We start from the raw sequence: 20,103 nt of genomic DNA, 5'->3' as shown, positions 1-20,103 counted from the left end.
TAGCAGTCGTCGGTGAATATCGATTAGCCAAGCAACGGTTTTTCAAATACGTTGTTAAGTGTACTATGTTTTCATCCTAAAAGCAAGTATTCTAGTTAATCTCATTAAAATAACTAATAACTGTTTCTCGATCTTTATGAAGTTGTTCAATAAGTTCATTTATTCCATTAAACTTCTTCTCATCACGAATTCTTGTAAACCAAAAAATCTCAACTTCTTTTCCATAAATATCTTCATTAAAATTAAAAATATTGACTTCAATCGTTTGTTTTTGGAATTCATGATAAAATGTCGGTTTGTAACCAATATTACACATGCCTTCATATAATTCGCCGTTTACGATACATTTTACTGCGTAAACGCCAACTGATGGCAATGCATATGGTACTGAAACGGAAATATTTGCTGTTGGGAATCCAATTGTTCTTCCCCTCTTATCACCATCAACGACAGTTCCAATGATTTGATACTGTCTTCCAAGTAATCGAGCAGCTTCATCCATCTCTCCATCTTTTATCGCTTGACGAATTCTTGATGAACTTACTTTCTCATCATCTATATCAAATTTTGAAACTGTTGTTTGTAAGAACTCATTGCGAGAATGAAATGGTAGTGATTCCATCGTACCTTTTCCATATTTTCCGAATGAAAAATCGAATCCAGCGACAACATGTTTCGCATTTAATGCAATAATATATTGATCAACAAATTCCTGGGGTAAGAGATTTGCAAATTCCTCTGTAAATTGAACAATAAATAATTGGTCAACACCAAGTTTTTCCATCCACTTCACTTTTAGTTCCAAAGGCGTCAAATAAGAAATCGACTCATCTCGATTTCCAAGAATCGCTGAAGGATGTGGATCAAATGTCATAACTGATAATAATAATCCTTTATCATCCGCAATTTCTTTGGCAGTTTTAATGACTTGTTGATGCCCTTTATGTACACCATCAAAAAAGCCAAGTGCTAAGACCGTTTCTTTGCAATCTACTTTTTTTATCGAATGAGGATGGGTGATTTTTATTAATTTCGTCATTTTTATCACCTTCTATATTCAAGTCTCTTTCCCCATTATAGAACAATGGCTAAAAATTATATAGTTTTTTCTATTGATTATGAAATACTCTTGTAGGTTTGATCATTTTTGGATTTTTCGGATTCGGACTATACATCGCAATCACACGTTCATTTTCATTGTATACAGCGATAAATTCTTCTTCCTTTACATTCATTTCATTTTTAAATTGACTTCCATTAAATACTTTTGCTTCATCTTCTTTATTTACGTTTAGTCGTGGGTAATCACTTAAAGCTTGTTCCATTGAAAGCATAACCTGCTCTAATGTACCTTCTACCGCTTTTTCTTCAAGCTCTTCAAACGTAACACAATCATTAATAGTAAATGCGCCAGCTTTTGTTCTAGTTAGATATGACATATGTGCTGGATACCCTAACATTTCTCCCATTTGCACTGCTAATGTTCGAATATATGTGCCTTTACTACAAAACACTTCAAATTTAAAAGAAATTGTTTCGCCCTCAAATAACTCTCGATCATCAAGTAAAGATAATTCATAAATTGTAATCGTTCTAGTTGGACGCTCTACTTCAATACCCGCCCTGGCGTATTCATAAAGTTTTTTACCATTTACTTTAACCGCCGAGTACATTGGTGGTGTTTGCTGAATTTCGCCAGTTAGCTTGTTAAAAACATCTAATATTTCTTTACGAGTGATGGTTCGATCCACTTTCTTCTCTTCAATTACTTCACCATGTGCATCTTCTGTAGCCGTAGAAAATCCTAAAGTAATTTCACCGATATATTTTTTGCGATCATCCGTTAAATACGGTATTAATTTTGTGGCTTCACCGACACAAATTGGTAAAACGCCAGTAACTTCTGGATCAAGTGTACCAGTATGTCCAACTTTTTTTGTCTTTAATATTTTTCTTATTTTAAACACACAATCATGAGACGTTAGTCCAGTAGGTTTGTTAAGTGCAATGACACCATTCATGTTTATCACCTTATTAATCATTTTATGTATTGCAGAAAAATGGATAGACGAAGTATCGCCTATCCATTTCATCTAGTACTATTATTGATTTTCTTTGTTAATTTGAGTTAACAATGATTCAATTCGGTTACCATAATCCACTGATTCATCAAATTCAAAAATTAATTCAGGCGTCTTACGTAAACGAATACGCTGACCAATTTCAGAACGAATAAATCCTTTTGCTTTTGCTAATCCAATTAATGTATTTTGACGTTGTTCATCGTCACCTAATACTGAAATATAGACTTTAGCTTGTTGAAGATCTCCTGTTACTTGAACATCAGTAACTGTTACGAAACCAATTCTTGGATCTTTTATCTTTCTACCGATAATTTCACCAAGTTCTTTCTTCATTTGTTCCCCAACACGATGTGCTCTAACTTTCATACTTTCACCTCTATCTTACAAAGCAAAACATTTCTGGCTTACATACATTAGTTTAACTAAATGTATTCGATATTATTTATTGAACTCAACCAATCCATCTTTTTACAGAATGGTTGGTTTTTGTAATATACTTGTCGGAGCTGAACGAGCTTGCTCCGCTTTTCGTATTGTCTAGTTCCGGCTCCTAGCTCCTCGAGGTCATAAGTCAAAGCCCATTGAAAAAGCAACTTTCATTGTTCTTCGCCTTATGCTTGTCGGAGCTGAACAGTCGCCTCCGCTTTTCGTTTTTATCGTTTAATTTCTTCCATTACGTAGGCTTCGATGATGTCGCCTTCTTTAATGTCATTGTATTTTTCGATTGTAATACCACATTCGTAGTTTGTTGCAACTTCTTTCACGTCATCTTTGAAACGTTTAAGCGTGTCTAATTGACCTTCAAATACAACAATACCGTTACGGATTAGACGTACTCCACTATCGCGAGTAATTTTACCATCGATTACATAACAACCAGCAATTGTTCCAACTTTAGATACTTTGAATACTTGTCGAACTTCAGCTTGACCAATAACTTTCTCTTCAAACTCAGGGTCCAACATACCTTTCATAGCGGCTTCGATTTCTTCAATTGCTTTGTAAATGATGCGGTGTAGACGAATATCTACATTTTCTAAGTCCGCAGTACGTTTTGCATTTACATCTGGACGTACGTTAAATCCAATGATAATAGCATTTGATGCAGATGCTAAAATAACATCAGATTCAGTGATTGCACCAGCGCCAGTGTGAATGATTTTAACTTTAACGCCTTCAACTTCAATTTTTTGTAGAGATGCAGCCATTGCTTCGACAGAACCTTGAACGTCAGCTTTAACAATTAAATTAATCTCTTTTACATTACCTTCTTGAATTTGTGCAAATAAATCTTCAAGTGATAATTTTGAGCTTTCACTTCTTTGTTCAAGAACTGCTTTAGATGCACGAGCTTCACCAACTTGACGAGCGCGTTTTTCATCAGCAAATACCATAAAGCGGTCACCTGCTTGAGGTACTTCATTTAATCCTGTAATTTCAACAGGAGTAGAAGGACCAGCTTCTTTAATACGGCGACCTAAATCATTTACCATCGCACGTACACGTCCAAATGATGTACCTACTACGATTGGGTCACCAACTTTTAATGTTCCGTTTTGAACTAAAAGTGTAGCTACAGAACCTTTACCTTTATCTAACTCAGCCTCGATTACAGTACCAACTGCTTTACGAGTATCATTTGCTTTATATTCTTCTACTTCACTTACTAGAAGAATCATTTCTAATAATTGATCTACACCTTCACCGTTTAATGCAGAGATTGGAACAAAGATAGTGTCTCCACCCCATGCTTCAGAAACTAAACCATATTCAGTAAGTTCTTGCATTACGCGATCAGGATTTGCTGCTTCTTTATCCATTTTATTAACTGCAATAATAATTGGTACTTCTGCAGCTTTTGCGTGGTTAATTGCTTCCACTGTTTGAGGCATAACACCGTCATCAGCAGCTACAACAATAATAGTGATATCAGTTACTTGAGCTCCACGAGCACGCATCGTTGTAAATGCAGCGTGACCTGGTGTATCTAAGAAAGTAATTTTCTTACCTTCAATGTCAACTTGGTATGCACCAATATGTTGAGTGATACCACCTGCTTCACCAGCAGTTACTTTTGATTTACGGATATAGTCAAGTAATGTCGTTTTACCATGGTCAACGTGACCCATAATTGTAACGACAGGAGGACGTTCTGATAATTGAGACTCATCATCTTCCTCATCAATAAAGTTTTCGAAATCAGAATCGTCAACAATAACTTCTTCCTCTACTTCAACACCATAATCGCTAGCTAGTAACTCAATCGTGTCTTTATCAAGGTCTTGGTTAATTGTTGCCATAATTCCAAGTAAAAATAATTTTTTAATTAATTCAGATGGTTCTTTACCTAATTTTTTTGCAAGCTCAGATACTTTTAAAGAACCTGAGAAAACGATTTTATTTGAATTGTTCTCAGTTGAGTTGTTTTTATGATTCATATTTTGGTTGCCTTTCTTATTCCCATTCGTTTGTCGATCTTCATTTTGACTGCTTTGCTTTTGGCTATCAGTCTTTTTCTTTTTATTACTGTTCTTTTTTGATTTCACTTTTGTGTCTTCTAGTTGGTAGTCTACTTCAAGATCAAGTTCATTACTTGTTTCAAAATTTAACGCAGGTATACCCTTAATAGAAGGTTTTGATGCTGTTTTTTGGGGTTGTTTTACCTCTACAGACTTTGGTTGAAAACTACTATTTAATTTTTCAACAATATCCTCAGCAATTGTGGCCATATGATTTTTTACTTCTATTTTTAAATCCTTGAGTCTTTCAATAATTTCTTTACTTGAAACATTTTGCTTTTTAGCATACTCATAAATTCTAATTTTCGTCATACGTTCACCCCCAGATTAGTCCATTAATTTAATAATGTCTGAAGTTTTGTCGCAAATCCTGGATCAGTAATTGCAACGACCACGCGAGCGTCTTTCCCAATAGCGTGCCCTAAATCATAACGATTTTCAACAAACACAAGTGGTGTCTTATAAAAAGTTGTCTTATCTCTGATTTTTTTTGCTGTTAACTCAGAAGCATCTTTTGATAAGATAACAAGTTTGGCTCTTTTTTGTTGAACTTCTTTAACAACTAATTCTTCACCTGAAACCACTTTTCGAGCTCTAGCTGCAAGTCCTAATAAGGACAATCCTTTATTACTCATACTTTGTCCTGTTCAACAAAAGCCAAAAGTTCTTCATATAAATTTGAATCAATCTTTGCATTTAATTGTTGTTCCAATGTATTTTTTTGCTGGGCAAGTTTTACAACTTCAGCTGACCTAGTAAGATAAGCACCACGCCCAGATTTTTTACCTGATGGGTCAATTGAAACTTCCCCTTCTTTAGAACGAACAACACGAATTAATTCTTTTTTAGGTTTCATTTCTTGTGTAACTACACACTTACGTAATGGAATTTTTCGATTCATGAGTTGACTCACTCCTCATTAAAGTCTTCAGCGTAAGCATCATACTCATCTTTTGAAGCATGTACTGGAGTCGATGTTTGATAATCAATACCCAGTTTATCTGCATCAGATTGTGATTTTATATCAATTTTCCAACCAGTTAAACGTGCAGCTAAACGTGCATTTTGACCTCTTTTTCCAATTGCAAGTGAAAGTTGATGATCAGGTACTACTACAGTTGTTGCTTTTTCCTCTTCATTAACAAGTACTTGAATAACTTGAGAAGGGCTTAATGCATTTGCAACGAATTCAACTGGATCACTTGACCAACGAACAATGTCGATTTTCTCGCCTTTTAATTCGTTTACGATCGACTGTACACGTTGACCTTTTTGTCCAACACAAGCACCTACAGGATCTAAATCTGAATTGCTTGTATATACAGAGATTTTAGAACGGTCTCCTGCTTCACGAGCAACAGATCGAATTTCTACAATACCATCATAAATTTCTGGTACCTCTGTTTCAAATAAGCGTTTTAGAAGACCAGGATGAGTACGTGAAACAAAAATTTGAGGACCCTTTGAAGTTTTCTCAACTTTTGTTACAAATACTTTAATTCTATCATGGATTTTATATTTTTCTGTAGGTATTTGCTCTGTCACAGGAAGTACTGCTTCAATTTTACCTAAGTTTACATATATTGCACGAGAATCGATACGTTGAACTGTACCTGTCATCATATCTTCTTGACGATCAATATATTCTGAGTAAATGACACCACGTTCTGCTTCACGTACTCTTTGAGTTACGACTTGTTTCGCAGTTGTAGCAGCAACTCGACCAAAATCTTTAGGCGTTACTTCTAATTCAATAATGTCTCCAACGATAAAGTTTGGATTGTGTTGACGTGCTTCTTCAACAGTAATTTCTAAACGTGTATCAAACACATTGCTAACTATTTCTTTTCTAGCAAAAACACGAATTGAGCCATTATGTAAGTTAAAGTCAACTCGAACGTTTTGTGCTTGATTAAAATTACGTTTGTAAGCAGAAATTAAAGCAGCTTCTATCGCTTCAATTACTACGTCCTTACTTATTCCTTTTTCTTTTTCAATTATTTCCAGTGCTGTTATTAACTCCGAACTCATTAAAAGTACCCCCTACTTAGAAAAACGTCACAGCAAGCCTTGCACTTGCGATTTTTTGCGTTGGTATTGTAATCATTTTTTTTCTTGTTTTAATCGTTAATTCAAGTTGAACTTCCTCAGAAGAATAAGAAATTAATTTGCCTTCAAATTTCTTCTCATCTTGAATAGGTTCATAAGTCTTGATATTAACTTGCTTTCCAATTGCCTTTAAAAAATCTTGTTCTTTCTTTAATGGACGTTCGGCACCTGGCGAAGATACATCTAAAAAGTATAGATTTTCAATTGGATCTTTTTCATCTAAAATTTCACTAAGTCTTTCACTCACCGCAGCACATTGCTCCAAATCAATTCCAGACTCATTATCTATAAATACTCGAAGGAACCAGTCTTTTCCTTCTTTTACGTATTCGACATCAACTAATTCTAATCCTAGTTGTTCTATAATTGGTTGTGCTAATTCAGTAACAACCTCTGTGACCTTCTTACTCAAGAAGAATCCTCCTTCCAAACATTACAAGATGAAAATTCCCTGCTATTTAGCAGGGAAATTATCTTTAGTATTTCCAATTTACGTAAAAATCGTTAGTAAAAACTTTGACAATTAATACGAAAAAGATGAATCGGGTCTTTAGGGTAATAAGAAAGAGCAGGTTGCCCCTGCTCTTAAAGAAATTCCCGCGCTAAAATTACATCTGTACTAACTATACCATAATTCCCAAGTTTTGCAAACTGTTAAAACCCGTCAAATAAGGATAGTTGATTTTGATCAGGTAAATCTTGTAAACAGCCTTGTTTATCTAAATATTCAAGAACTGTTTTTGAAATCTTACTTCTTTGTTGCAAGTCTTCCTTCGATAAAAATTCGCCATTTTCTCTAGCTAAAACAATATTTTTTGCCGCATTTGTTCCTAAACCAGGAATTGCATTAAATGGAGGGATTAATTTATTTCCATTCACTAAAAATTCATCTGCACTTGATTTATATAAATCCATTCGTTCAAATGAATACCCTCGTTCACACATTTCTAATGCTAATTCAAGAACTGTCATTAAACTTCTTTCTTTAACAGAAGCATCTAAACCTTTAATGGCGATTTCTTCTATTTTCGCTTTAATCGTACTTGGTCCGGCTACCATTGCTTCGATGTCAAAATCTTCAGCTCGAACTGTAAAATAAGCAGCATAATACAGAATTGGGTGATGTACTTTGAAATAAGCAATTCGAACAGCCATTAATACATAGGCAGCTGCGTGGGCTTTAGGGAACATGTACTTGATTTTTTTACATGAATCAATATACCATGCTGGCACTTTATTATTTCTCATTTCTTCTTCCCACTCTGGTGGTACACCTTTACCTTTACGAACAGATTCCATTATTTTAAATGCTAGTGATGGTTCCAGTCCTTGATAAATTAAATAAACCATAATATCATCACGACAACCAATTACTTCTGATAGTGTACAAGTGCCACTATTTATTAATTCAGATGCATTTCCTAGCCAAACGTCAGTACCATGTGATAGACCTGAAATTTGAACTAGCTCAGAAAACGTAGATGGTTTTGTTTCTTCTAACATTTGTCGAACGAATTTCGTACCAAATTCAGGTATTCCATACGTACCTGTTTTACAACCAATTTGAGCCTCAGTTACACCTAGTGGTTCTGGGCCAGCAAAGATTTTCATCACTTCTGGGTCATCTGTTGGGATAGTTTTCGGATCAATTCCACTTAAGTCTTGAAGCATACGGATAACAGTTGGATCATCGTGTCCAAGTATATCAAGTTTTAATAAGTTATCATGTATAGAATGGAAATCAAAATGTGTTGTTTTCCATTCAGATTTTACATCATCTGCTGGAAATTGGATTGGAGAAAAATCATAAATATCCATATAATCTGGAACTACGATAATACCTCCTGGATGCTGTCCCGATGTTCTTTTTACGCCAGTACATCCCATTGCTAATCGATCAAACTCAGCACCTCTTAACATTAAGTTGTGATCATTCGCATAGCCCCTTACATATCCATAGGCAGTTTTATCTGCAACAGTTCCGATTGTACCAGCTCTATATACATAGTCCTCACCGAAAAGTACTTTTGTATAGTTATGAGCGGTTGGTTGATATTCACCACTAAAGTTCAAATCAATATCGGGTACTTTATCCCCTTTAAATCCAAGGAATGTTTCGAACGGAATATCATGACCATCCTTCTTATAAGCAGTACCACATTCAGGGCAATCTTGATTTGGTAAATCAAAACCTGAACCTACAGAACCATCATTGAAAAACTCAGAGTGTTTACAATTCGGACATACATAATGTGGTGGTAATGGATTTACTTCAGTAATTTCTGTCATTGTTGCGACCAGTGACGAGCCTACAGAACCACGTGACCCTACTAGATAACCATCATCTAATGATTTTTTAACAAGCTTATGTGAAATTAAATAAATAACCGCAAAACCATGTCCTATAATACTTTTTAATTCCTTTTCAAGCCTAGCTTCCACAATTTCAGGTAAAACTTCGCCATAGATTGAACGAGCCATACTGTAACTCATATTACGGACTTCATCTTCCGCTCCTTCAATTTTAGGAGTATAAAGATCGTCCTTAATTGGTTTGATATCTTCTATTAAACTAGATATCTCCTGAGTATTTGTTACTACTATTTCTTTTGCTTTTTCTTCCCCTAGAAATGCAAAAGCCTTTAACATTTCATCCGTCGTTCTAAAATGAACATCTGGTAAACGATGTCTGTTTAAAGGATTCGCTCCACCTTGCGAACCAATTAGAATTTTACGGTAAATTTGATCTTCTTTTTGTAGGTAATGAACATTCCCAGTACCAACGACAATCTTTTCCGTTTTTTCGGCCATTTTCACTAATTTCGTAATGACTTCTCTTAAGTGCTGTTCATTTCGAACAATTTCTAACTCAACTAAGTGTAATAAGACCTCAGGTGGCATGACTTCTATATAATCATAGAATTCCATTAACTTTTCTGCTTCTTCAGGTGACTTTTGTACACTTGCTTCAAATACTTCACCTTTATCACAAGCCGACCCTACTAATAAACCTTCTCGATGTTTAACTAATAAAGATTTTGGAACTCTCGCTACGCGATGATGATAATGAATATGAGAATAAGAAACAAGCTTAAATAAGTTTTTAAGACCAACTTCGTTTGTAGCTAATAACGTTGCATGTGATGGACGAGCACGTTTATATGCATCACCTTTACCCATATTGTTATTTAATTCATCATGGTAATTCATACCTTGTTCCGCTGCATCTTTTAACATTTTAATCATTAAGAAGCCCGTTGCTTCGGCATCATAAATTGCACGGTGATGTTGTGTTAAATTAATATCGAATTTTTTACAAAGTGTATTCAAACGGAAATTTTTGAAATCAGGATATAAATTTCGCGCAAGTTCTAGTGTATCGATTACGCCATTTTCAGTAATGCCAATCTCATATTTTTTGAATCCCATTTGGATAAAGCCCATATCAAAGGATGCATTATGTGCAACCAATATACAATCTTCCATCCATTCTTTGAATTCACGTAAAACTACATCAACATTAGGTGCATTTTTCACCATTTCATCCGTTATACCAGTTAATTCAATCGTTGTAGCAGAAAGAGGATGATGCGGATTTGCAAATCGTTCAAAGCGGTCTATTATTTCACCATTATGGATTTTTACAGCTGCTAATTCGATAATCGTGTCATATACAGCAGAAAGTCCTGTTGTTTCAACGTCAAATACAACATAAGTTGCATCATCTAAAGAAACATGAGAAGGATTATATGCTGTTGGGACACCATCATTCACTAAATTGATTTCTACACCATATAAAATTTTGATCCCGTGCTTTTTCCCTGCTCCAAATGCTTCTGGAAAAGATTGGACTACAGCGTGATCAGTAATCGCAATCGCTTCGTGGCCAAATTTACTTGCTTGTTTCACTAAATCACCCGCAGATACGACTGAATCCATTTGACTCATATGAGTGTGAGCATGTAATTCGATTCGACGTTCTCCCTCTGGTGCTTCGTCTTTACGTTCATCTGGAGTTATTTCATTAATATCATTCGCAATCATGACTAAATCACGTACGAATGTATCATTTTGGACAGACCCTCTAACTTTTAGCCACATACCCTTTTTAATTTTATTAAGCATCGGTATGTCTTCTTTATCTCGTGAGAACATCTTAACAAGTATTGAGCTCGTATAATCAGTTATTTTGAATGTAATTAATACACGGCCGCTTTTTAATTCACGTACATCAGAATCAAAAACATAGCCCTGTATGATCACTCGTTTTTCTTCTTCAATTATAGAAGAAATTGTATTAATCTCATTTTCTTTAATATAATAACCGACAACTAATGGACCTTGTGGCTCTTCCCCGTTAGCTTCCTCAGCTTCACGTTTATCTAATTCAACAAGTACTTCCATTGCTCGCTTTCGATCTTCCTCTGCTTTTTTCTCAAGGAATACATTTTTTTCTTCAATATTATCGTTTATCTTATTTTCGAAAAACAACTTTGGAAAGCCGACATTTTGATAAAGTTCTTGAAGCTGTGGTGCGTATCTATTTGTAAATGCATTTTCTTCAATGACGCTATTTAAATTAATGCAAACTTTATTTTTTTCAACCGAAGGGATTGCACTTTCAATATGATGGAGGATCGGTGATTTTGAATCAACCGATTGAATCATATAAGACCAATAATCGATTACTTTCTGTTCCTCAACAATTGTATTATCAGTTTTAATAACGACAGAGATATCTGCTATATGTTTAAAAGTTCTTAATAAATTCGTAACGAATATTTGGAACGTAGCAAAAGGTAAAACATTTTCAATTTTAAATGTAAATTGCCATTTTCTTTCGCTTTTATTAACCTCAAGATTTACGATTTCCCCGTTGTTAAAATACGTTTCACGAAATTCTTGGGGAAATTGAAGCTGATCTAATAAGAGCTGAAAACGTTCCTGTCGAGTTTGTCCCATTTTTTCACCAACCTTCGAAAATTACAAATGTGGATACATAACAGAAAGTACCTCTAAAAAGAGGTACTTTATTTGTTTTGTTTGAACGCCTTTTTAAGCGTATAAACTTAGCTATTCTATTTTAACATATTTAATTCATTCATAAGGTTAGAAATTTCTACTTCTTTACTATATTGTCCATCTCTTGTTTTTAATTCTACAATTCCTTCAGGCGCACGTTTTCCTACTACAATACGTACAGGAATACCAAATAAATCAGCGTCAGCGAATTTAACACCTACACGTTCATTTCGATCATCAACTAGAACATCTTGACCATTTTCTTTTAGCATTTTATAAATGTCTTCAGACAATTGTACTTGCTCATCATTTTTTGTATTAACTGTGATAACATGTACATCAAATGGAGCTAGATTTTTTGGCCAAACAATTCCTTTTTCATCATTATATTGTTCCACGATTGCAGCTAATGTACGTGATACGCCGATACCATAGCATCCCATAATAATTGGATTTGATTTACCATTCTCATCTAAGAATGTTGCATTCATCGATTCTGAATATTTTGTACCAAGCTTGAAAACATGTCCAACTTCAATACCTTTAGCAAATTGGATGACACCATTTCCGTCTGGTGATGGGTCACCTTCTTGGATAAATCGTAAATCAACAAACTCTTTTACAGTATAATCGCGATTTACAGTGACATTGATATAGTGGTACCCTTCTTCATTTGCGCCACAGCAACCATTTACAATCCCTTGAACTGCATTATCAGCTAAAATCATTAAATCTGGTTTTACACCAATTGGACCTAATGAACCAACTTCACAATTCATTAATTCTTTTACTTCTTCCTTAGTTGCTAATTCAACAGAATGTGCACCTAAGTAATTTTTTAATTTAATATCATTTATTTCATGATCACCTCTAGCAAGTACAAGAACAAATTCTTCGTCTGCTTTAAAGATGATTGATTTAATGCTTTTTTCAATTGGTAAGTTTAAATAATCAATCACTTCATCAATTGTTTTTTGATTTGGTGTAGATACTTTTTGTACCTCGTCCATTTTTTCTTCAGTTTGTTCATAAACTGTAACAACTGGTGCCATTTCAATATTCGCAGCGTAATCTGATTCTGTTGAAAATGCAATTGTATCCTCACCGATTTCAGATAACACCATAAACTCATGTGTATCTTTTCCACCCATTGCACCAGAATCGGCAACAACTGCTCTGAAATTTAAGCCGCAACGTCTAAATACATTGCTATATGCAGTAAATAAACGATCATAAACTTCATCCAAACTTTCTTGTGATGAATGGAATGAATATGCATCTTTCATCAGAAATTCACGGCCACGTAATAAACCAAAACGAGGGCGCTTTTCATCACGGAATTTAGATTGAATTTGGTATAGTGTAATCGGTAATTTCTTATATGATTTTAATTCATCACGTACGACTGAAGTAACAACTTCTTCATGTGTTGCCCCTAAGGCAAATCCACGTCCGTGACGATCACGTAGACGCATCAATTCAGGTCCGAAATTATCCCATCTTCCCGATTCTTCCCATAATTCTTGCGCTTGTAAAGCAGGCATTAACATTTCCATCGCACCTGCATTATTCATTTCTTCACGCACAATATTTGCTACTTTTTGAAGAACTTTATTCCCTAAAGGAAGAAAGCTATAAATACCAGAAGCGTTTTGTCTAATAAATCCCGCTCTTAGTAAAAGTTGATGACTTTTAATATCTGCATCTGATGGTACTTCTCTAAGAGTTGGGCTAAACACTATACTTTGTTTCAAAAAAATTCACCTCAAATTTCTTTCTACATAAATAATCTTTTTATATCATTCCATGTAACAATAATCATTAATAACATTAATAATGCAAATCCAATAAAATGAACAACGCCTTCTTTTTGACGATCAATTGGTCTACCGCGTAATGCTTCAATTGCGAAAAATGTTAATCTTCCTCCATCAAGAGCTGGTAAAGGTAGTAGATTCATAATCCCTAAGTTAATACTTAAGAATGCCGCCCATTTCATCAAATAGAAAATACCAGATTGTGCTGCTTGATCTGTCACTTGATAAATACCAACTGGACCCGATAGACTATCAATCGAGAATTTACCAGTCACTAATTGACCCACTGCAAATACGATTTCCTTCGTCCATCCAATTGTTTCTGTTACACCATATTTAATAGATGATAAAACATTCTTTTCAACTGGTGCATATACGCCGATTAAACCATTTACTTTGTTATCTATTTTTTCTGCTTTAGGTGTAACTGGGATTGAAATAACTTCATCGTTTCGTTTCACTTCAAATAATAATTCTTTTTCAGGACTTTCTCTTACAATCTTAACCACTTCAGCCCATTTACTTACTTCTTTATTATCAATTGATAACACTTTATCTCCTGATTTTAAGCCAGCTGTTGAAGCTGCACCTTTTGGTAGTAATTCACCAATTTTTGCATCATCAATTGGTGTACCTTGAAGCAATCCTAATAGGATAAAAATAAATAGAGCTAAAATAAAGTTCATCATCGGTCCAGCAAAAATTGCAATTGCTCTTTTCCCGACTGATTTACTATTAAATTGTCGATTATAAGGTGCAATTTGATGACCTTGTCCCTCGCTATAAATAAAAGCTTTTTCATTTACGCGTATTGTTGATAGCTCTTCGTTTCCTTCTTCAATACCGATAATTTCTAATTTGTGCTCTAAATCAATTGTATCTACTTCAATAAATCGAAGATCAGCAAAACGATCAAATTGATCCACGACAATTTTAGAAACTTCACCATGGTCATTATATTGTAAACCGATATGAGACCCAGGTTTTACTTGTACCATTTCAGGGTCTTCTCCTGCATATCTTACATAACCGCCTAGTGGAAGTAGTCTGATCGTATAAGTTGTTTCATTGCGATAAAATGAAAATACCTTTGGACCAAATCCAATTGCAAATTCTCTACATAATATCCCTGCTCGTTTTGCAAAATATAAATGACCTAATTCGTGAAAGAATACTAGTACCCCAAAGATCACAATAAACGCAATTACTGTATTCATGATATGACCACCCTTACTTTATTTGTGATGAAACGAATTGTCTAGTTTGCTCATCAATTATACGAATATCTTCTAACGAAGGTTTGCTAATACACTCGTGTTTTTCAAGAGCATTTTCAATTAAATTTTCAATCTGTAAGAATGATATTTTTTTCTGTAGGAAAGCACTGACTGCTTCTTCATTCGCAGCATTTAGTACTGTTGGAAGACTTCCACCTACTTTTCCCGCATGATATGAGTATGCTAAGCATTTAAATCTGTTAAAATCCATTTCTTGAAAATGAAGCTTTCCAAACTGAATCAAATTAAGTGGTTTGTGTTGGTGAATCGGTTTTCTAGATGGATAATTCAGTGCATATGCAATTGGTACTCTCATATCAGGAGTTCCTAACTGTGCCATAACACTACCATCATCAAACTCTACCATTGAGTGAATAACACTCTCTCGATGTTGAATCACTTCAATTTTTTCATACGGCATATCAAATAACCAATGTGCTTCAATTACTTCTAATCCTTTGTTCATCATGGTTGCAGAATCAATCGTAATTTTTGCACCCATTGACCAATTTGGATGGTTTAGGGCATCTTCAACAGTTACATTTTTTAATTTGTCTCTTGTTTGATCTCGAAAACTACCGCCTGAAGCTGTGATGATTAACTTATGTATTTCTTTTTGATTTTCTCCATTTAAACATTGAAAAATCGCTGAGTGTTCACTATCAACTGGTAATATAGAGACACCGTACTTTTCTGCTTCTGCCATAACTATATGTCCTGCAGTCACTAATGTTTCTTTATTTGCTAAAGCAATTGTTTTTCTGTTTTGGATTGCCTTCATTGTAGGAACTAATCCTACACTTCCAACTACAGCGTTGACTAATATCGTACTTTCGTGGTGAACAGCAACCTCAATCAATCCTTCTTCACCATAAAGAACTTTTGTATGCGCAGGAATTTTTAAATTCATCAACTTGTCAGCTTCTTCTTTACCTGCAACTGAAACTAGTTTTGGTTCGAATTCTAAAATAATTTTGTATAATTCTTCGATATTTTTGCCAGCAGAACATGCTACTAACTCAAAATCTTCTGATTGGTTTCGAATAATATCAAGAGTTTGTATGCCGATCGAACCAGTGGCTCCAAGTAAGCTGATTTTCTTCATATGGTACGTCTCCTTATACACAAAAAACTAATGCTAAATTACAAATAGTAAATAGACAATAGGTAATGTAAAGATAATGCTGTCGAATCTATCTAAAATTCCACCGTGGCCAGGAAGTAGTTTCCCTGAATCTTTTACCCCGTAATATCTTTTATATGCAGATTGTACAAGGTCACCTAATTGTCCAAAAATTGATACTAAAATTGAAACTAAAATTAAATATAGCATTGAATAATCTAAAGTTAACACATTCGACAAAATTATCGCAACTACAACGGCACATAATATCCCGCCTATAGATCCTTCAATTGTTTTGTTTGGACTAATATCTGGCCATAACTTAGATTTCCCCATTGATTTCCCAATAAAATATGCACCTGAGTCTGTTGCCCAGATTACAAATAATGGGAAAAAGAAGTCTTCAATACCCATGTTTCTTAATTCATACATAAAGTGAAATCCAAACCCTACGTAAAAACTACTTAGTACGATGAAAGAAGCATCTTCAAAAGTAAATGTATTCTTTGTAATCACCGTATATGATAAAAGTAATAGGATTAGTACAATTGCCACTTCGGTTTTCCCTATTTGAACTGGTAAAATCGAATCTGACACTTGTTTCGGTGTAATTGCTACCCATGTTAAAAGTAACCCAAGTACAGATTGTGCACTAAATAGATTTAACTTTTTCATTCTAATTAGTTCATAGTATCCAATCGTACCTAGCGCAAATACTAATAGTCCAAAAGGCCAATCACCAAGTATTACTAATCCTAAAAAAAGTGCTCCAGCTATAACTCCTGTAAGTATACGCTGCTTCAATTTCGTTCACCGCTTTCTTAAATACCACCATATCTTCGTGCTCTATTTTGATATTCCTTTATCGCATCAATAAAGCTTTCTTCTGTAAAATCTGGCCATAATACATTCGTAAAGTATAATTCCGAATAAGCAATTTGCCATAACATAAAGTTACTTATTCTTAATTCACCACTTGTACGAATTAATAAATCTGGATCTTTTAAATCATTCGTCATTAAATACTTACCGAATAACTCATCATTAATTTCTTCTTTATTTATTTTATTATCCAAAACATCTGAAGAAATCTTTTTAACCGCTGTAATAATTTCATCTCTTGATCCATAGTTCAATGCAAAATTTAAAATCATTCCAGTATTATTCTTCGTATCATCTACAGCTTTTAATACTGCATCTAAAGTGTAACTCGGAAGTTGTTCTCTATTCCCTGTTAATCTAACTTGAACATTCTCTTCAATTAGTTCAGGTAAAAATGTACCTAAAAACTCTTGTGGTAATTTCATTAGAAATTCAACTTCTGTTTTTGGTCTTTTCCAATTTTCTGTTGAAAATGCGTAAAGCGTTAGTGTTTTCACGCCTAGTTTGCTAGCAGTTCTTGCAATTGTTCGAACGACTTTCATGCCTTCATAATGGCCTTTAATTCTAGGTAAATTCCTTTTTTGTGCCCATCTTCCATTACCATCCATAATGATGGCAACATGCTCCGGTATGACTCCATCTTCCCCAATTAATTGCGAATTTGGAGGGACATTTATCTCTTGCTTATTTCTTTTCAAGAAAGAAAATAATTTAAACATTTTTAATCCTCCGTTTAAGTACATCAAATTACATTATTGAGTAAAAAAACCCCCTTAAACAGAGGGTCTTTTTACTCAAAAGCGCTTAGTTAATTAATTATATGATATAAACGAAAATTTTAAATACTAATATTCGAAAATTTTTGTAACAATTCTAAGCGCTAAAGTTTGATATACCTTCAATACAGAAGTATTAAACTTCCATAATCTCTTTTTCTTTATCTTTCGTAATTGCATCAATTTTTTCGATATGAGAATCAGTTTGCTTTTGAATATCTTCTACAAGGCCACGTAATTCATCCTCAGTAATATCGCCATTCTTTTCAGCTTTTTTCAGATCATCATTTGCATCACGACGAACGTTACGAACTGCAACTTTTGCATCTTCTGCTGATTTTTTTACTACCTTAACTAAATCACGACGACGTTCTTCAGTTAATGGTGGGAAAGTAATACGAATAACTGTACCATCATTTGATGGATTTAAACCTAAATCAGCTTTTTGGATTGCTTTATCCATATCGTTGATTACTGTTTTATCGTAAGGCGTAATTAATAGTAATCTTGCCTCTGGTACTGAAATGTTAGCCATTTGGTTAAGTGGTGTCGGTGCACCGTAATATTCAACTGTTACACGATCTAATATAGCTGGATTTGCACGTCCTGCGCGAACTGTAGCTAATTCTCTTGAAAACGCAGAAACTGCTTTTGTCATTTTTTCTTTTGCTAAAGAAATGATTTGATTTGACATAGTTATTTCCCCTTTACAATTGTTCCAATATTTTCGCCTAGTACGGCACGTTTAATATTACCTTCTTCCATAATTGAGAAGACAATTAGTGGAATATCATTGTCCATGCATAATGAAGAAGCTGTTGAGTCCATTACGCCTAAACCTTCTTTTAATACATCTAAGTATGTAAGTGTTTCATATTTAACTGCAGTTTTATCAATTGAAGGATCAGCAGTGTATACACCATCTACATTATTTTTAGCCATTAAAATAACGTCCGCTTCGATTTCAGCAGCACGTAATGCAGCTGTTGTATCAGTAGAGAAGTAAGGATTTCCTGTACCAGCAGCGAAAATCACTACACGTTTCTTTTCTAAATGACGAATTGCTTTACGACGGATGTATGGTTCTGCAACTTGACGCATTTCAATTGATGATTGTACACGAGACTGTACACCTAATGTTTCAAGGCTATCTTGAAGTGCTAATGAGTTCATTACAGTACCTAACATACCCATATAATCTGCTGTCGCTCTGTCCATTCCCATCTCACTACCTGTTTTACCACGCCAAATATTTCCTGCACCAACTACAACTGCTACTTCTACATCAAGTTCAGCTATTTCTTTTACTTGTTCTGCAATCGATTTAATTACTGCAGGATTTATACCAAATCCTTGTCCACCAGCTAATGCTTCACCACTAAGTTTTAATACAACGCGATTATACTTTGCTCTACTCATAATTCCCTCCATTTACGTACATACCTATGTATTCTCTTGCTTTAAAAAATAGGGAACACTAAGTGTCCCCTATTTTCATTCAAAGTAACTTATTAGTTACCTTTTACTTGATTCATTACTTCTTCAGCAAAGTTATCTTCACGTTTTTCTAAGCCTTCTCCAACTTCAAAGCGAACGAATGATTTAACAGTTCCGCCAGCAGCTTTAACGAATTGGCCTACTTTTACGTCTGGGTTTTTAACGAATGATTGATCTAATAAGCAGATCTCTTCAAAATATTTACCAATACGGCCTTCAACCATTTTAGCAACAATATTTTCAGGTTTTCCTTCGTTTAATGCTTGTTGAGTTAAGATGTTGCGCTCATGCTCAACTTCTTCTTGAGATACAGCATCACGAGAGATGTATTTTGGGTTGATTGCAGCAACGTGCATTGAAACGTCTTTTGCTACTTCTTCTTTAGTAGTTCCTTCAACTAATGTAAGAACACCAATACGTCCGCCACTGTGTAAGTAAGCACCGAATGCATCTGCATCTGTTTTTGAAACTAATGCAAAACGACGTAAAGAGATTTTTTCTCCGATTTTAGCGATTGAGTGGTTGATGAAAGTTTCTACTGTTTCACCATCAGCCATTGTTTGAGCTAAAGCTTCTTCAACAGTTGCAGGTTTATTTGTAACGATGTGTTTTGCTAAAGCAGCACCTAATTCTTTGAAACCTTCGTTTTTAGCAACGAAATCTGTTTCAGAGTTTACTTCTAAAAGAACAGCATCATTTCCAGAAACTTCAACGAAAGTTAAACCTTCAGCAGCGATACGATCGTTTTTCTTAGCAGCTTTTGCGATACCTTTTTCGCGAAGGTAGTCAATCGCTTGATCCATATTTCCGTCTGTTTCAGTTAACGCTTTTTTACAATCCATCATACCAGCGCCAGTTTTTTCACGTAATTCTTTTACCATTTGTGCAGTGATTGCCATATTATTCATCTCCTATATGTAAGCTTATTTTATTCAATAGTTTAAAAAGGTAAACATTCTTTTTTAGAATTAAACCTTAAAAAAAGGTGATAAAAGGC

The 20,103-nt window shown here is 34.5% G+C and carries 17 protein-coding genes; all 17 read right to left on the bottom strand.

Going from position 1 to position 20,103, the window contains the following annotated elements; translation table 11 throughout:
• Positions 1 to 91: 91 nt before the first annotated feature.
• The 17 genes from ribF to tsf all read right to left on the bottom strand — a co-directional run bounded on the left by ribF (position 92) and on the right by tsf (position 20,005).
• Positions 92 to 1,039 (bottom strand): bifunctional riboflavin kinase/FAD synthetase, encoded by a 948-nt coding sequence (gene ribF / locus ABID96_RS07420; RefSeq protein ID WP_192601454.1) that lies wholly within the window; start codon positions 1,037 to 1,039, stop codon positions 92 to 94.
• Between the two features lie 70 nt (positions 1,040 to 1,109).
• A complete protein-coding gene (gene truB / locus ABID96_RS07415) occupies positions 1,110 to 2,021 on the bottom strand; it encodes a tRNA pseudouridine(55) synthase TruB (RefSeq protein ID WP_192601453.1) in 912 nt (303 codons plus the stop codon).
• 81 nt (positions 2,022 to 2,102) lie between these two features.
• The gene (rbfA, locus tag ABID96_RS07410; RefSeq protein ID WP_087998506.1) at positions 2,103 to 2,450 is read right to left on the bottom strand and encodes a 30S ribosome-binding factor RbfA; all 348 of its coding nucleotides are present in this window, start codon (positions 2,448 to 2,450) and stop codon (positions 2,103 to 2,105) included.
• Between the two features lie 287 nt (positions 2,451 to 2,737).
• The gene (infB, locus tag ABID96_RS07405) at positions 2,738 to 4,915 is read right to left on the bottom strand and encodes a translation initiation factor IF-2 (RefSeq protein ID WP_192601452.1); all 2,178 of its coding nucleotides are present in this window, start codon (positions 4,913 to 4,915) and stop codon (positions 2,738 to 2,740) included.
• A 23-nt stretch (positions 4,916 to 4,938) separates the two neighbouring features.
• Positions 4,939 to 5,238 carry a YlxQ family RNA-binding protein gene (locus ABID96_RS07400; RefSeq protein WP_087998508.1) on the bottom strand — a complete coding sequence of 100 codons (300 nt, stop codon included), beginning with the start codon at positions 5,236 to 5,238 and terminating at the stop codon, positions 4,939 to 4,941.
• A complete protein-coding gene (gene rnpM, locus ABID96_RS07395; protein ID WP_087998509.1) occupies positions 5,235 to 5,504 on the bottom strand; it encodes an RNase P modulator RnpM in 270 nt (89 codons plus the stop codon). The genes ABID96_RS07400 and rnpM overlap by 4 nt, the downstream gene beginning before the upstream one ends.
• Before the next feature lie 8 nt (positions 5,505 to 5,512).
• Entirely contained in the window at positions 5,513 to 6,634 is a 1,122-nt protein-coding gene (gene nusA, locus ABID96_RS07390) for a transcription termination factor NusA (RefSeq protein ID WP_192601451.1), read from the bottom strand.
• Positions 6,635 to 6,650: 16 nt separating this feature from the next.
• Complete coding sequence (gene rimP, locus ABID96_RS07385) at positions 6,651 to 7,124, bottom strand: ribosome maturation factor RimP (protein WP_087998511.1); 474 nt, start codon at positions 7,122 to 7,124, stop codon at positions 6,651 to 6,653.
• A 242-nt stretch (positions 7,125 to 7,366) separates the two neighbouring features.
• Complete coding sequence (locus ABID96_RS07380; protein ID WP_192601450.1) at positions 7,367 to 11,674, bottom strand: PolC-type DNA polymerase III; 4,308 nt, start codon at positions 11,672 to 11,674, stop codon at positions 7,367 to 7,369.
• Between the two features lie 116 nt (positions 11,675 to 11,790).
• A complete protein-coding gene (locus tag ABID96_RS07375; protein ID WP_192601449.1) occupies positions 11,791 to 13,488 on the bottom strand; it encodes a proline--tRNA ligase in 1,698 nt (565 codons plus the stop codon).
• A 23-nt stretch (positions 13,489 to 13,511) separates the two neighbouring features.
• Positions 13,512 to 14,768: an RIP metalloprotease RseP gene (gene rseP / locus ABID96_RS07370; protein ID WP_192601448.1), complete on the bottom strand. Its 1,257-nt coding sequence runs from the start codon at positions 14,766 to 14,768 to the stop codon at positions 13,512 to 13,514.
• Between the two features lie 13 nt (positions 14,769 to 14,781).
• Positions 14,782 to 15,933, bottom strand: coding sequence for a 1-deoxy-D-xylulose-5-phosphate reductoisomerase (locus ABID96_RS07365; RefSeq protein WP_192601447.1), 1,152 nt, complete (start codon positions 15,931 to 15,933; stop codon positions 14,782 to 14,784).
• 33 nt (positions 15,934 to 15,966) lie between these two features.
• Entirely contained in the window at positions 15,967 to 16,755 is a 789-nt protein-coding gene (locus ABID96_RS07360) for a phosphatidate cytidylyltransferase (protein ID WP_192601446.1), read from the bottom strand.
• 17 nt (positions 16,756 to 16,772) lie between these two features.
• A complete protein-coding gene (locus tag ABID96_RS07355; protein WP_087998617.1) occupies positions 16,773 to 17,552 on the bottom strand; it encodes an undecaprenyl pyrophosphate synthase in 780 nt (259 codons plus the stop codon).
• 193 nt (positions 17,553 to 17,745) lie between these two features.
• Positions 17,746 to 18,303, bottom strand: a complete 558-nt coding sequence (frr, locus tag ABID96_RS07350) for a ribosome recycling factor (protein ID WP_192601445.1) — start codon at positions 18,301 to 18,303, stop codon at positions 17,746 to 17,748.
• 2 nt (positions 18,304 to 18,305) lie between these two features.
• Complete coding sequence (gene pyrH, locus ABID96_RS07345; RefSeq protein ID WP_087998518.1) at positions 18,306 to 19,028, bottom strand: UMP kinase; 723 nt, start codon at positions 19,026 to 19,028, stop codon at positions 18,306 to 18,308.
• 92 nt (positions 19,029 to 19,120) lie between these two features.
• Positions 19,121 to 20,005, bottom strand: a complete 885-nt coding sequence (gene tsf, locus ABID96_RS07340) for a translation elongation factor Ts (protein ID WP_192601444.1) — start codon at positions 20,003 to 20,005, stop codon at positions 19,121 to 19,123.
• Between the last annotated feature and the right edge of the window lie 98 nt (positions 20,006 to 20,103).

It is taken from the genome of Gottfriedia sp. OAE603, assembly GCF_040543965.1.
In the GTDB taxonomy this organism is placed as follows: domain Bacteria; phylum Bacillota; class Bacilli; order Bacillales; family Bacillaceae_G; genus Gottfriedia; species Gottfriedia solisilvae.
This window is presented reverse-complemented; position numbering and strand designations above follow the sequence as displayed.